The sequence below is a fragment of the Klebsiella sp. MBT K-1 genome (assembly GCF_002556465.1).
Lineage (GTDB): Bacteria > Pseudomonadota > Gammaproteobacteria > Enterobacterales > Enterobacteriaceae > Klebsiella > Klebsiella grimontii.
In genome coordinates this window covers 1-13,360 of record NZ_PDEL01000029.1, presented here as the reverse complement: position 1 = coordinate 13,360, position 13,360 = coordinate 1, and the positions used below count along the sequence as shown (strand labels likewise).

Annotated in this window: 10 protein-coding genes and 1 rRNA gene; 8 read left to right on the top strand and 3 right to left on the bottom strand. The window is 55.3% G+C overall.

All coding sequences use genetic code 11. The annotated features are described in order from the left end of the window. Positions 1–5 precede the first annotated feature (5 nt). The 5 genes from CMQ96_RS27425 to trpS all read left to right on the top strand — a co-directional run bounded on the left by CMQ96_RS27425 (position 6) and on the right by trpS (position 4,793). Positions 6–335 (top strand): multidrug efflux SMR transporter, encoded by a 330-nt coding sequence (locus CMQ96_RS27425; RefSeq protein WP_004108688.1) that lies wholly within the window; start codon positions 6–8, stop codon positions 333–335. Between the two features lie 241 nt (positions 336–576). After that, complete coding sequence (gene tnaC, locus CMQ96_RS27420) at positions 577–672, top strand: tryptophanase leader peptide (protein WP_004098218.1); 96 nt, start codon at positions 577–579, stop codon at positions 670–672. A gap of 123 nt (positions 673–795) precedes the next feature. Beyond that, the gene (tnaA, locus tag CMQ96_RS27415; protein ID WP_098067603.1) at positions 796–2,184 is read left to right on the top strand and encodes a tryptophanase; all 1,389 of its coding nucleotides are present in this window, start codon (positions 796–798) and stop codon (positions 2,182–2,184) included. 138 nt (positions 2,185–2,322) lie between these two features. Next, a complete protein-coding gene (gene mtr, locus CMQ96_RS27410) occupies positions 2,323–3,579 on the top strand; it encodes a tryptophan permease (protein WP_098067602.1) in 1,257 nt (418 codons plus the stop codon). A 206-nt stretch (positions 3,580–3,785) separates the two neighbouring features. After that, positions 3,786–4,793, top strand: coding sequence for a tryptophan--tRNA ligase (trpS, locus tag CMQ96_RS27405; protein ID WP_098067601.1), 1,008 nt, complete (start codon positions 3,786–3,788; stop codon positions 4,791–4,793). A gap of 277 nt (positions 4,794–5,070) precedes the next feature. On the opposite strand, the gene CMQ96_RS27400 is transcribed toward trpS, so the two are convergent. Next, positions 5,071–6,468, bottom strand: coding sequence for a GGDEF domain-containing protein (locus CMQ96_RS27400; RefSeq protein WP_024360453.1), 1,398 nt, complete (start codon positions 6,466–6,468; stop codon positions 5,071–5,073). Between the two features lie 531 nt (positions 6,469–6,999). Between CMQ96_RS27400 and CMQ96_RS27395 the strand changes: the two genes are divergently transcribed. The 3 genes from CMQ96_RS27395 to CMQ96_RS27385 are packed head-to-tail and all read left to right on the top strand — an operon-like array spanning position 7,000 to position 11,917. Beyond that, a complete protein-coding gene (locus CMQ96_RS27395) occupies positions 7,000–8,067 on the top strand; it encodes an HlyD family secretion protein (RefSeq protein WP_024360454.1) in 1,068 nt (355 codons plus the stop codon). Then, positions 8,064–10,793, top strand: coding sequence for a ribosome-associated ATPase/putative transporter RbbA (rbbA, locus tag CMQ96_RS27390; protein ID WP_098067600.1), 2,730 nt, complete (start codon positions 8,064–8,066; stop codon positions 10,791–10,793). Before CMQ96_RS27395 ends, rbbA begins: the two co-directional genes overlap by 4 nt. Next, positions 10,793–11,917, top strand: coding sequence for an ABC transporter permease (locus CMQ96_RS27385; RefSeq protein WP_049131621.1), 1,125 nt, complete (start codon positions 10,793–10,795; stop codon positions 11,915–11,917). The genes rbbA and CMQ96_RS27385 overlap by 1 nt, the downstream gene beginning before the upstream one ends. Before the next feature lie 40 nt (positions 11,918–11,957). On the opposite strand, the gene CMQ96_RS27380 is transcribed toward CMQ96_RS27385, so the two are convergent. Both CMQ96_RS27380 and rrf read right to left on the bottom strand, forming a co-directional pair. After that, on the bottom strand, positions 11,958–12,275 hold the full coding sequence (locus CMQ96_RS27380; RefSeq protein WP_004133081.1) for a hypothetical protein: 318 nt from the start codon (positions 12,273–12,275) through the stop codon (positions 11,958–11,960). 858 nt (positions 12,276–13,133) lie between these two features. After that, a 5S ribosomal RNA gene (rrf, locus tag CMQ96_RS27375) occupies positions 13,134–13,249 on the bottom strand. Between the last annotated feature and the right edge of the window lie 111 nt (positions 13,250–13,360).

Below are 13,360 nucleotides of genomic sequence, written 5' to 3'. Positions count from 1 at the left end.
CGCATATGTTTAACCTCGGATTTTTATGGCTGGCGCTGTCTATCGGCTCCGAAATCACCGGCACGTCGATGATCAAAAAGACCAACGGCTTCAGCAAGCTGGCGCCGTCGGTGCTGGTGGTCTGCGCCTACGGCCTGTGCTACTTCGCCCTCACCCGCGCGATGAGCACTATTCCGGTCGGCGTTGCCTACTCGCTGTGGTGCGGCTTTGGCATCGTCGGCGTCACGATTTGCTCGATGATCCTCTATAAGCAAAAACCGGATATCCCGGCCATCCTCGCCATGGTGCTGATCATCTCCGGCGGCATCATTATGAACGTCTTCTCCAGCATGTAAGCTCCGCCAGCGCCTTCATTGATTGCGGTGAAGGCGCTAAAAACCTCACTTAATAAACCGTTATTGGCGTAATAAAAAAACAAAAAACCATCGCCTGCTAATCAATAACGCTAAAAAGACGACAAGCGTCAAATTTTTATACTCCGCTTATCGATAAATAATTTTTTGTGATTTTAATCGTGGTTATTTTCTCATTTTACCTTATTTTTATGGCATCCCTTCACCCACAGAGGACGATGTCATGACGCAAAAATCGATTTATCGTCTCATTGCCCAGGGCGGCCTGGACGACTGGTATAATTTAGATCACCGCATCTCCAACGACTTCCCTCGTTAATTCTCCGCTGCTGTTCACTCTCTAAAAAAATTAATTCAGCACTGCGTTTAGTCGCTATTTGTTGCGCTTTTTATTTGTCGCCAAATAGCCAAACGCGGCACAGCATCCCCATGGAGAAAATAAATGAAACGTATCCCTGAGCCGTTCCGCATTAAAATGGTCGAAAACATTCGTATGACCACTTTTGACGATCGCGTCAAAGCGCTGGAAGAGGCGGGCTATAACCCGTTTTTGCTCAATAGCCAGGACGTGTATATCGACCTGCTGACCGACTCCGGCACCGGCGCGATGAGCGACCATCAGTGGGCCGGGCTGATGATGGGCGACGAAGCCTACGCCGGGTCGCGTAACTATCAGCATCTGTGCGAAAAGGTCAAAGAGATTATCGGCTATCCCTATACCATTCCCACCCACCAGGGGCGCGGCGCGGAGCAGATTCTGTTCCCGAGCCTGATTGCTCGCCGCAAGTCGGCGCATCCGGTGTTTATTTCCAACTTCCACTTCGATACCACCGCCGCGCACGTGGAGCTCAACGGCGCGAAAGCCATTAACGTGGTGACGCCGAAAGCCTTCGACACCACCTCGTGGTACGACTGGAAAGGCAACTTTGATATTGATTTGCTGAAAGCGACCATCGCCGAACACGGCGCGGAAAACGTGGCGGCGATTATTACCACCGTCACCTGTAACAGCTCCGGCGGCCAGCCGGTATCGCTGGCGAATATGCGCGAGGTGTATCAGATTGCGCGTCAGAATAATATTCCGGTGGTGATCGACTCCGCCCGCTTCTGCGAAAACGCCTGGTTTATTAAACAGCGCGAAGAGGGCTACACCGATAAATCGGTGAAAGAGATTATTCTTGAGATGTACCAGTACGGCGATATGCTGACCATGTCCGCCAAGAAAGACCCGATGGTGAATATTGGCGGCCTGTGCTGCTTCCGCGATGACGAAGATCTCTTCAACGAAGTGCGCATCCGCTGCGTGCCGATGGAAGGCTTTGTCACCTACGGCGGCCTGGCGGGACGCGATATGGAGGCGCTGGCTATCGGCCTGGAAGAAGGAACCAACGAGGATTACCTCGCTTATCGCATCAATCAGGTGGAATACCTCGGCGAACGCCTGCGCGAAGGCGGCATTCCGATTCAGTATCCGACCGGCGGCCATGCGGTGTTCGTCGATGCTAAGCTGCTGCTGCCGCATATCCCACCGGAGCAGTTCCCGGCGCACGCGCTAAACAACGAGCTGTATCTGGAAGCGGGCATCCGCAGCGTGGAAATCGGCTCCCTGCTGCTGGGCCGCGATCCGCAAACCGGCAAACAGAAGGCGTCGCCGATGGAGCTACTGCGCCTGACCATTCCGCGCCGGGTTTATACCAACGATCACATGGACTATATCGCTGATGCGCTGATCGCCGTTAAGGCGCGCGCCGCCACGATTAAGGGTCTGACCTTTACCTATGAGCCGCCGGTACTGCGCCACTTCGTCGCCAGACTGAAACCGGTGAAATAAATAACGTCCTGGCGCTCTCGCAACGGGAGCGCCATTAATTTAAATCCATCTCTTTAAGCTCAATCATTCGGGTTGCGCCGGGTAGCCGTTTGCCCGCAGCCCGTTATTTACTATATAGCCACGTGAGGAATGCACCTTATGGCTACATTATCAGTCTCAAAAGCGGTCTCAACTAATACACCATCGCTGATTGGCGGAGCGATGATTATCGGCGGCACGATTATTGGCGCCGGCATGTTTTCTTTACCGGTGGTGATGTCCGGCGCCTGGTTTTTCTGGTCGCTGCTGGCGCTCATCTTTACCTGGTTTTGTATGCTGCACTCCGGGTTAATGATCCTCGAAGCCAATCTCAATTATCATATTGGCGCCAGCTTCGACACGATTACCAAGGATTTACTCGGAAACGGCTGGAATATTATTAACGGCCTGACCGTCGCCTTCGTATTATATATCCTGACCTACGCCTATATTTCCGCCAGCGGTTCAGTTATTCAGCATACTTTTGCGCAAATGGATCTCGCGGTACCGGCGCGCTTAGGCGGCCTGGCGTTTGCGCTGATCGTCGCCTTTATTGTCTGGCTGAGTACGAAAGCGGTTAGCCGGATGACGACTATCGTGCTGGGCGCTAAAATCCTCACCTTCTTTATGACCTTTGGCGGCCTGATGTGGCACGTGGAGCCCGCGATTCTGTTTAACCGCGCGGAAACCAATGCATCCTATCTACCCTACGTTCTGATGACGCTGCCGTTCTGCCTGGCTTCATTTGGCTATCACGGCAACGTCCCCAGCCTGATGAAGTACTACGGTAAAGATCCGCTTACCATTCGCCGCTGCCTGCTGCTCGGCACGCTGATGGCGCTGGTGCTGTATATCATCTGGCTGGTCGGCACGATGGGCAATATTCCGCGCCCGGCGTTTATCGCTATCGCCGAAAAAGGCGGCAATATCGACGTGCTGGTGCAGACCTTAAGCGGCCTGTTGAACAGTTCGACCCTCGATTTATTGCTGACCGTCTTTTCCAACTTCGCCGTCGCCAGCTCGTTCCTGGGCGTGACTCTCGGCCTGTTTGATTATCTGGCGGATCTGTTTAAGTTTGACGATAGCCGGCTGGGGCGGTTTAAAACCGCGCTGGTGACCTTTCTGCCGCCGATCGCCGGCGGGCTGCTGTGGCCTAACGGTTTTATCTACGCTATTGGCTTCGCCGGTCTCGCCGCCACCGTCTGGGCCGCTATCGTCCCCGCCCTGCTGGCGCGCGCCTCACGCAGGCGTTTCGGCAGCCCGAACTATCGGGTATGGGGCGGCAATGCCATGATTATCCTGATTTTGTGCTTCGGCGGCGCCAACGCAATAATTCATATCTTATCCAGCTTTAACCTGCTGCCGGTTTATCGCTGAATGAAAAAGGGCTTTTACTGCCGCGGCTTTTCGTGGCAGGATAAAAAGATGAACAGAAACGTTGTCATTTCTCACCTCCGCCGTTGGTGGCTGCCTGCATAACAGGCGGCAAGATGTCACGTTTCCTCTATTCAAAGCCGCCGGAAGGCGGCTTTGTTGTTTTTGAGTGTCGCCCTTCGGCCTGATAGCATCCTAAGGAGTCACTCATGAGCACCAGCCAAACTATTCTGACCGGCGACCGTCCTACCGGCCAGTTGCACCTCGGACACTACGTCGGTTCCCTGCGCCAGCGCGTGCAGCTCCAGCATGACCACCAGCAGTTTATCCTCGTCGCGGATCTCCAGGGACTGACCGACAACGGCAGCAACCCGCAAAAAATCAGCAGCAATATCCTTGAGGTGATGGCCGATTATCTCGCCGTCGGCATCGATCCGCAGAAGACCACCATTTGCCTGCAATCCGCCCTGCCGGCGCTGGCCGAACTCAGCGCGCTGTATATGAATATCGTCACCGTCGCCCGGGTTGAACGTAATCCGACGGTAAAAAATGAAATCGCTCAGAAGGGGTTTTCCCGCTCGCTGCCGGTGGGATTTTTAGCCTATCCCATTAGCCAGGCCGCCGATATCACCGCCTTTAAGGCCGAACTGGTGCCGGTCGGCGACGATCAGCTACCGATGATTGAACAGACCAATGAGATCGTGCACAAAATGAATAGCCTGACGACGACGCCGATCTTACAGCACTGCAAAGCGCTGCTCAGCGACGTCAGTCGCCTGCCGGGCATCGATGGCAATGCCAAAATGTCGAAATCGCTGGGGAACACGCTCACCCTTTCGGCCAGTGAAGAGGAGATCCATCGTGCGGTCAGCGCCATGTACACCGACCCGAATCACCTGCGGGTCGCCGACCCGGGTCAGGTAGAAGGCAACGTGGTGTTTACTTATCTTGATGCCTTCCATACCGATAAAACCTTCGTGGCCGAGATGAAAGCCCACTATCAGCGCGGAGGGCTGGGAGACAGGCAGTGCAAAAACGCGCTGGAGACCTGCTTACAGGAGCTGCTGGCGCCGATACGCGAACGCCGGGCGATCTATATTCAGGATAAAGGCATGCTGCTGGCGCTGCTGCGCCGGGGAAGCGAGCGGGCGCATCTGCTGACACAACGGACGCTGCATGAAGTGAAACGCGGCCTGGGGCTGCCGGTGCTGTTCTGAGGCACGGAGATCTCGCCGCATTGAAATCCGCTGCCGCATCTCTCCCGGGGGCGGCGCTCGACGCGCCTTGCCCGGGCTACAGATTCACAGCCGTCTGCAGCCAGGTAGCCCGAACAGGCGCAGCGTGCCGCCTCCGGGATGGCGCCCGACCGGAAGATATTCTGCGGTTTATTCCCCGGTGGTGGCTGTCGCCTTACCGGGCTACGGGTTTACTGCCGTCTGCGATCAGGTAGCCCGGACAGGCGCAGCGCGCCGCCTCCGGGAAGGGCTCGGCAGATTAATTCCCGTCGCCTTCATGCAGCTTCACGCAGTTGCGCCCATCGCGCTTGGCGACGTACAGTGCGCTGTCGGCGTCGCGCAGCAGAAGATTGTAGTCCGGGTGACCGGTGTGGACGGCGTAGCCGATGCTGGCGGTAATCGAAATCTCATTGTCAGCGCCAACGCTAAACGCCAGCTGGCTGATTTTTTTACGCAGCCGTTCAAGGATAGTAAAGGCTTCCGCCGCGCCGGTCTCCACCAGCACCAGCAGAAACTCCTCGCCGCCGTAGCGGAAGATATAATCGCTGGATCGAATATTATCGCTGAGCAGCTCCGCAACGTGCTTGATGGCCCGGTCGCCGACCATATGGCCCCAGCTATCATTGATCTCTTTAAAGTGGTCAATATCGATAATCGCCACCGTCATCGGCAGCTCATACTCCATCGCCAGCGTCACTTCATGCTTGAGGACAACCGGCAGATAGCGACGGTTCAGCAGGCTGGTCAGCGAATCCTTACCGCTTTGCATCTGCGACAGGCTGCTAAAGAGTACCCCCAGCTGGCTGCCGATCTGCTGGCAATGGATATGAATCCCCTGCAGCAGAGCCTGCGTATTTTTATACTCAGAACCGTCCGACGAGGATTTCCAGGCGGATAACAGCGCATCCACCTTGCTAATTAAGTCGGCGATCTCCTCCATTTGCGGATTTTTGTTAAAATAACGCACGCATTTATGGCGGAACCACAGACCAAATTCCGAATCAGATAATAACGCGCCGTTAATATCTGTCTTATTATCGCTAACGATATTAAAAATAGCGCTATTTTCCCATCCGGAGAGCGAGGCCTGCTGCTTGCCATATTCCAGCGGCACGTTATCCATCAGGCTATACAGGCGGTAGGCCTCTTCATTTTTTGTCGCCCGATAGTGCGACAGGGTATAGGCGTGGCACATCATCTCTACCGCCATGTTAATGGCCATGATGGCGTAGTAGATGGCGGCGACGCTGGTTTCGCGATCGAGGTGACTATCGCGGATATTTTCAATCAGCCCGGCTTTCAGCTGGCGCGCGCCGCGAAGCACGGCCTCTGCCGGGATACCGATACGCGAATGGATGCTGCCGATCAGGTACTGCCGCTCCGCCAGCGCCTGCAAATTTTCTTTCTCACACATCAGGATATCTTTCACCCACCCGGCCAGCGAGCTGCTGAGCCGCTCCTGGACTAAATCATAGGTAAGATGCCTGGCGATATCCGGGTCCTGAAAAATAAAGTCATAGAAACGGGTCGCTAACGCCTCCGCCTGCTGCCCGGCTATATTTTTAAGTACCGCCTTCACCTCCGGCGTCAGGCTGTCGTACAGCGGCAACCATTCCTTAAAAATAATTGAGATATATTTTTGGCTTTCATCTTTCATTGAATAAAGCGCTCGCCTGGCGTGAGTGTATTTTCAGGGCCGGAGATCATACAACAGTTCTCCTGGAGCAACCAGATTAAAAATGCGCCAGTTCCCCACCAATAATATCCTCAGGTTATTAGCGTTGTGCGGTAGCTTATAAGTATGATGATTTAATGAAGCGCTATGAGATTGTATGAGCGACTCCCCGAGGCATTAAACCCAAATAGTATTATGGGTAATATTGGCGTATCGGTCCGCGGCTGTTTTTATGTTAACCCAGCGACAAGTCCATGTTTTTTATATGGACATAATTAGTGCGGGTGTTAGTATTGCATTGACGGTAGCAATAAATATGCGTGTTTCATTTAAGGCGAGGATTGCTGATGATGACCACATTAATCGCACCTCTTTCCGACCGGTTCGCCGCGCAGCAGGATTCACGCGCCGGTTGGCCTTGCCCCCCATTCCTCCCTTTCCTGAAGAGACGATACTTCGCTACGCGGAGGAGAAGCGCGCACCACTCAGCCTATGGAACAAAGCGAGTCGCGTATGGACAAAATCAAACGGCGTTGGGTTGGATACGTTATTGGTTTAGCGGTGGTGATTGCCGCGGCGGCATGGTGGATGCTGCGCCCGCCGGGGATTCCAGCGGGCTTTGCCAGCAGCAACGGTAGAATTGAAGCCACGGAAGTCGATATCGCCACCAAAACCGCCGGACGTATCGAGACGATCCTGGTCAAGGAGGGGCAGTTTGTTCGCCAGGGCGACGTCCTGGCCCGCATGGATACCCGCGTGCTCAACGAACAACGGCTGGAGGCCGCCGCGCAAATCAAGGAAGCAGAGAGTGCGATTGCCGCCGCGAAAGCCCTGCTCGACCAGCGCCAAAGCGAAATGCGCGCTACGGAAGCGGTGGTGAAGCAGCGGCAGGCGGAGCTGAACTCCTCGGCTAAACGACACGTCCGCTCCAGCACGCTCTCGCAGCGCGGCGCGGTCTCCGCGCAGCAGCTGGATGACGACCAGGCGGCGGCAGAAAGCGCCAGGGCGGCGCTGGAATCTGCCAAAGCGCAGGTCTCTGCCGCCAGGGCCGCGATTGAGGCGGCGCGAACCAGTATCATTCAGGCGCAAACCCGGGTCGAGGCCGCCCAGGCGACCGAACGGCGGATTATCGCCGATATCGACGATAGCGAACTGAAAGCACCGCGCGATGGTCGTATTCAGTACCGCGTCGCCGAACCGGGAGAGGTGCTGGCGGCGGGCGGCCGGGTGCTGAATATGGTCGACTTGTCCGACGTCTATATGACCTTCTTCCTGCCGACCGAGCAGGCGGGCCTGCTGGCGCTGGGCAGCGAAGCGCGAATTATCCTCGATGCCGCGCCGAATCTGGTGATCCCCGCCAATATCAGTTTTGTCGCCAGCGTGGCGCAGTTTACGCCCAAGACGGTGGAAACCAGCGATGAACGGCTGAAGCTGATGTTCCGCGTAAAAGCCCGTATTCCGCCAGCGCTGTTGGCAGAGCATCTGGAGTATGTGAAGACCGGCCTGCCCGGGATGGCCTGGGTGCGTCTGGATAACCAGCAGACGTGGCCTGAAGCGCTGACGGTGAGGCTACCGCAATGAAAACCGTCGCCCGCCTGGAAAACGTCAGCCAGCGCTTTGGTGCAACCGTCGCGCTGAAGGACATTACGCTGAGCATTCCCGCCCGCTGTATGGTGGGCCTGATCGGGCCAGACGGCGTGGGCAAGTCCAGCCTACTATCGCTGATTTCCGGCGCGCGCGTGATTGAGCGCGGCAACGTCATGGTGCTCGGCGGCGACATGCGTGATGTGCGTCACCGCCAGGACGTTTGCCCGAAAATCGCCTGGATGCCCCAAGGGCTGGGGAAAAACCTCTATCACACCTTATCGGTCTATGAAAACGTTGATTTCTTCGCCCGTCTGTTCGGCCATGATAAAGCCGAACGCGACATCCGTATCAATGAACTGCTCCAGAGTACCGGCCTGGCGCCGTTTCGCGACCGTCCGGCGGGGAAACTCTCCGGGGGGATGAAGCAGAAGCTCGGCCTGTGCTGCGCGCTTATTCACGACCCGCAGTTGCTGATCCTCGATGAACCTACCACCGGCGTCGATCCCCTCTCGCGGGCGCAGTTTTGGGATCTGATCGACAACATTCGCCAGCGTCAGCCGGAGATGAGCGTACTGGTCGCCACCGCTTACATGGAAGAGGCGGAGCGCTTTGACTGGCTGGTAGCCATGAACGCGGGGGAAGTTCTGGCGACCGGCAGCGCCGATGAGCTTAAAGCGCACACGGCAAGTCAGACGCTGGAGCAGGCGTTTATCGCCCTGCTTCCCGACGCTCAACGCCTGGCGCATAAAGAGGTGATCATCCCGCCGCGCCATACGGATGAAGACGAAATTGCGATTGAAGCGCGCGGGCTCACCATGCGCTTCGGTAATTTTGTCGCCGTTGACCACGTGAATTTTCGTATCGCCCGCGGCGAGATTTTCGGCTTCCTCGGCTCCAACGGCTGCGGCAAATCAACGACCATGAAAATGCTGACCGGGCTGCTACCGGCCAGCGAAGGCGAAGCGTGGCTGTTTGGCCAGCCGGTCGACCCCAGAGACATCGAGACCCGCCGCCGCGTCGGCTATATGTCGCAGGCCTTTTCCCTCTACAGCGAACTGACCGTGCGGCAAAACCTCGAACTGCATGCGCGCCTGTTCCATATCCCGAAGGCGGAAATCCCCGGACGGATCGCCGAAATGAGCCAGCGCTTTATGCTGGAAGAGGTAGAAGACACTCTACCCGCTTCGCTACCATTAGGTATCCGTCAGCGGCTCTCGCTGGCAGTCGCGGTGATCCACCGTCCAGAAATGTTAATCCTTGATGAACCCACCTCCGGCGTCGATCCGGTAGCCCGGGATATGTTCTGGCAGCTGATGGTCGATCTAGCCCGCCAGGACCGGGTAACGATTTTTATCTCCACCCACTTTATGAATGAAGCGGAACGCTGCGATCGCATTTCGCTGATGCATGCCGGAAAAGTGCTGGCCAGCGATACGCCGCAGGCGCTGGTCGAACAGCGCGGATCGGCCAGCCTTGAAGAGGCGTTTATCGCCTGGCTGCAGGAAGCAGCAGATACCGCCCAGCCGCCTGATGCGAAAGCCGCGCCGGTTCCCGCGATAGAACACAAAACCGAAAGCGTGGCGCCGCGCCAGACGTTTAGCCTGCAGCGCTTGTTTAGCTACAGCCGCCGTGAAGCGCTTGAGCTGCGCCGCGATCCGGTGCGATCGACCCTGGCCCTGCTCGGCACCGTGATCCTGATGTTCATCATGGGCTACGGGATCAGTATGGACGTCGAAGATCTGCGATTCGCGGTGCTCGACCGCGACCAGACCGTCAGCAGCCAGGGCTGGTCGCAAAATATCGCCGGTTCGCGCTACTTCATCGAACAGCCGCCGCTGCAAAGCTATAGCGAACTGGACAGAAGAATGCGCAACGGCGAGCTGGCGGTGGCTATCGAAATTCCGCCCAATTTTGGCCGCGATATCGCCCGTGGAACGCCGGTGCAAATTGGCGTGTGGGTGGACGGCGCCATGCCGAACCGCGCGGAGACGGTGCGCGGCTACGTCCAGGCCATGCATCTGGCCTGGCTGCAGGAGATGGCCGGTCGCCAGTCCAGCCCAAACCGCGATACGTCACTGATTTCCATCGAAACCCGCTACCGCTATAACCCGGATGTGAAAAGCCTGCCGGCGATTGTCCCGGCGGTAATTCCGCTGCTGTTGATGATGATCCCGGCGATGCTCAGCGCGCTTAGCGTGGTCCGCGAGAAAGAGCTCGGCTCAATTATCAATTTGTACGTGACGCCAAGCACCCGCAGCGAATTTCTGCTGGGTAAACAGGTGCCATATATCGTGCTGGGGATGTTCAACTTCTTCCTGCTCTGCGCGCTGTCGGTGTTTGTCTTTGGCGTACCGCATAAGGGGAGTTTTCTGACGCTCACCCTCGCCGCGCTGCTCTACGTCACTATCGCCACCGGGCTTGGCCTGCTGATCTCCACCTTTATGAAAAGCCAGATTGCGGCGATTTTCGGCACCGCGATCATTACGCTTATCCCGGCGACGCAGTTCTCCGGGATGATCGACCCCGTCGCCTCGCTGGAAGGGCCCGGCCGCTGGATTGGCCAGATTTATCCAACCAGCCACTTTCTGACCATCGCGCGCGGAACGTTCTCCAAAGCGCTGAATCTGACGGACCTGTGGGGATCCTTTATTCCGCTGCTTATCGCGGTTCCGCTGGTGCTGGGCCTGAGCGTGTGGCTGTTGAAAAAACAGGAGGGATAATGCGTGGATTACGCAATATTTATAATTTGGGGATGAAAGAGCTACGCAGCCTGCTGGGCGATAAAGCGATGCTGACGTTAATTGTCTTTGCTTTTACCGTCTCGGTGTACTCCTCCGCAACCGTGATGCCGGGTTCACTACATCTGGCGCCCATCGCTATTGCTGACATGGATAAGTCGCAGCTTTCATCGCGTATTATCAATGGTTTTTATCGGCCCTGGTTTTTGCCGCCGGCGCTGATCACCGCTGATGAGATGGACACCGGGCTGGATGCGGGACGCTATACCTTCGCCATCAATATTCCGCCGGATTTCCAGCGCGACGTTCTGGCCGGACGCCAGCCCGAGCTGCAGGTTAACGTCGACGCGACGCGTATGAGCCAGGCGTTTACCGGCAATAGCTATATCCAGAATATCGTCACCGGCGAGGTGAACAGCTTTGTCACCCGCTACCGGGATAACGGCTCGCTGCCGGTTGAGCTGGCCGTCAGAATGCGTTTTAACCCGAACCTGGAACAGGAGCGTTTCGGCGCCGTCATGGCAATTATCAACAATATCACCATGCTGGCGATCGTGCTGACCGGCTCGGCGCTGATACGCGAGCGAGAACATGGCACTGTAGAGCACCTGCTGGTTATGCCGGTCACGCCGTTTGAGATCATGATGGCGAAGATATGGTCAATGGGGCTGGTGGTGCTGGTGGTTTCCGGACTCTCCCTGATCCTGATGGTTCAGGGCGTGCTGCAGGTACCGATAGAGGGCTCAATTCCGCTCTTTATGCTTGGGGTCGCCCTGAGCCTGTTTGCCACCACCTCGATCGGCATTTTTATGGGTACGGTGGCGCGTTCCATGCCGCAGCTGGGGCTGCTGATGATTCTGGTGCTGTTGCCGCTGCAGATGCTTTCCGGCGGCTCCACACCCCGGGAAAGTATGCCGCAGGCTGTACAGGATATTATGCTCACCATGCCGACAACCCACTTTGTCAGTCTGGCGCAGGCCATTCTTTATCGCGGCGCGGATTTCTCCATCGTCTGGCCGCAGTTTCTGACGCTGCTGGCTATCGGTGGGGTATTTTTTACTGTCGCGCTACTGCGTTTTCGCAAAACGATCGGTGAGATGGCCTGAGTCAACGCCGGTGCCGCTCCCTGCGGTCCCAGCATCGGCGTTATTTATTTCGATTCATAAAGCGCCGCAAAGCCCAGGTGAACCCCATCGCCATGCTGAACAGGATAAACAGCAGCAGCACCCAGCTGACGGAAATTCTCAGTAGCGCGCTTAGCGTCATAAGTGGCTGAAGATACACGGTAAAGGAGTGATCGATAGGCTTTCCCAGCAGAACCATCAGTCCATCTGTTAACCAGACAAGCGCCCGACAAACCAGCCAGATGATCGCTGGCCAGCAGAGCAAGACCAGAAAGGTAAAACGCTCCCGGATATAATTTATTAGTTGGCGCAGAGGAGGCCAGTTAATCAGAATTTTCATTTATATTCTCATATTGCCAGCCGGTAACATGCATTATCCGTCGAAGGACGTTACCGGGTTAGCTTCCATACAGGCAATGCACTCTATGTTTTTAGCAAATTTGAATTAACTTAAACCAGATCGAGTTAACAAAGTGTTAAGGACACTAAGTCATTTCGCAGAAAAAGTCCAGCGGTTATACCTGCTGCCCGGCATGATGAGGAGGTTTCGTATCTATTTGTTAACCTGATTACATTAGAGTAACTTAATAATTAAGCTGGAAATATTCTTAATATAATTCATATTAAATATTAAGAAACGATTTTATATATATTTTTATTTTCATATAAAACATATATCAATATAAAAACCGCCTTCATAAAGTTATTTTATTCAGAAAATAAATTCCTTGCAGGCTATTTCTCAATAAAAAAGGGTTGAAAGAGCACTATTTTTTTCGTCATCGCTGCTGATAATCATTTCCCCTGACGGCTCGCCTCAATATTCATCGTTCTCGTTGCGAGTCCAGACAAAACATGAAAACCACTTTATTTTCAATGGGATATCAATCAATGCTGTTTTAATACGGCGGATACCCCATCACAATAGCCGTTCGGCTGATGCGTTCGGTAATGTTAGGTATTGCTGTATATCAGCTGCTGAAACGGCCGAAATCGTCCCATAAGGTAAACTAAAGAAACAGCCCGCTGCGTCATTTTTATACCTTAGCCACGCTTTAACCGGAGGGAGGGCGTATGACCAGCTTCAGGCTGGAATACATCAGCGCTGTCGGTAACGTGATAGCACTTTGCCGTAATTTCTCAGGCCACGAAAACGCAAAAAGCCCATCCGTCAGGATGGGCTCTTCACGTAATTGATGCCTGGCAGTTCCCTACTCTCACATGGGGAGACCCCACACTACCATCGGCGCTACGGCGTTTCACTTCTGAGTTCGGCATGGGGTCAGGTGGGACCACCGCGCTAGTGCCGCCAGGCAAATTCTGTTTAATCTGTATCAGGCTGAAAATCTTCTCTCAAATCCGCCAAAACATCTTCGGCGTTGTAAGGTTAAGCCTCACGGTTCATTAGTACCGGTTAGCTCAACG

Bases quoted from the DNA above. Each gene is read 5' to 3' on its own strand.
- CMQ96_RS27425 (WP_004108688.1), top strand. From the start codon at position 6: ATGTTTAACCTCGGATTTTTATGGCTGGCGCTGTCTATCGGCTCCGAA.
- tnaC (WP_004098218.1), top strand. From the start codon at position 577: ATGACGCAAAAATCGATTTATCGTCTCATTGCCCAGGGCGGCCTGGAC.
- tnaA (WP_098067603.1), top strand. From the start codon at position 796: ATGAAACGTATCCCTGAGCCGTTCCGCATTAAAATGGTCGAAAACATT.
- mtr (WP_098067602.1), top strand. From the start codon at position 2,323: ATGGCTACATTATCAGTCTCAAAAGCGGTCTCAACTAATACACCATCG.
- trpS (WP_098067601.1), top strand. From the start codon at position 3,786: ATGAGCACCAGCCAAACTATTCTGACCGGCGACCGTCCTACCGGCCAG.
- CMQ96_RS27400 (WP_024360453.1), bottom strand. From the start codon at position 6,468: ATGAAAGATGAAAGCCAAAAATATATCTCAATTATTTTTAAGGAATGG.
- CMQ96_RS27395 (WP_024360454.1), top strand. From the start codon at position 7,000: ATGGACAAAATCAAACGGCGTTGGGTTGGATACGTTATTGGTTTAGCG.
- rbbA (WP_098067600.1), top strand. From the start codon at position 8,064: ATGAAAACCGTCGCCCGCCTGGAAAACGTCAGCCAGCGCTTTGGTGCA.
- CMQ96_RS27385 (WP_049131621.1), top strand. From the start codon at position 10,793: ATGCGTGGATTACGCAATATTTATAATTTGGGGATGAAAGAGCTACGC.
- CMQ96_RS27380 (WP_004133081.1), bottom strand. From the start codon at position 12,275: ATGAAAATTCTGATTAACTGGCCTCCTCTGCGCCAACTAATAAATTAT.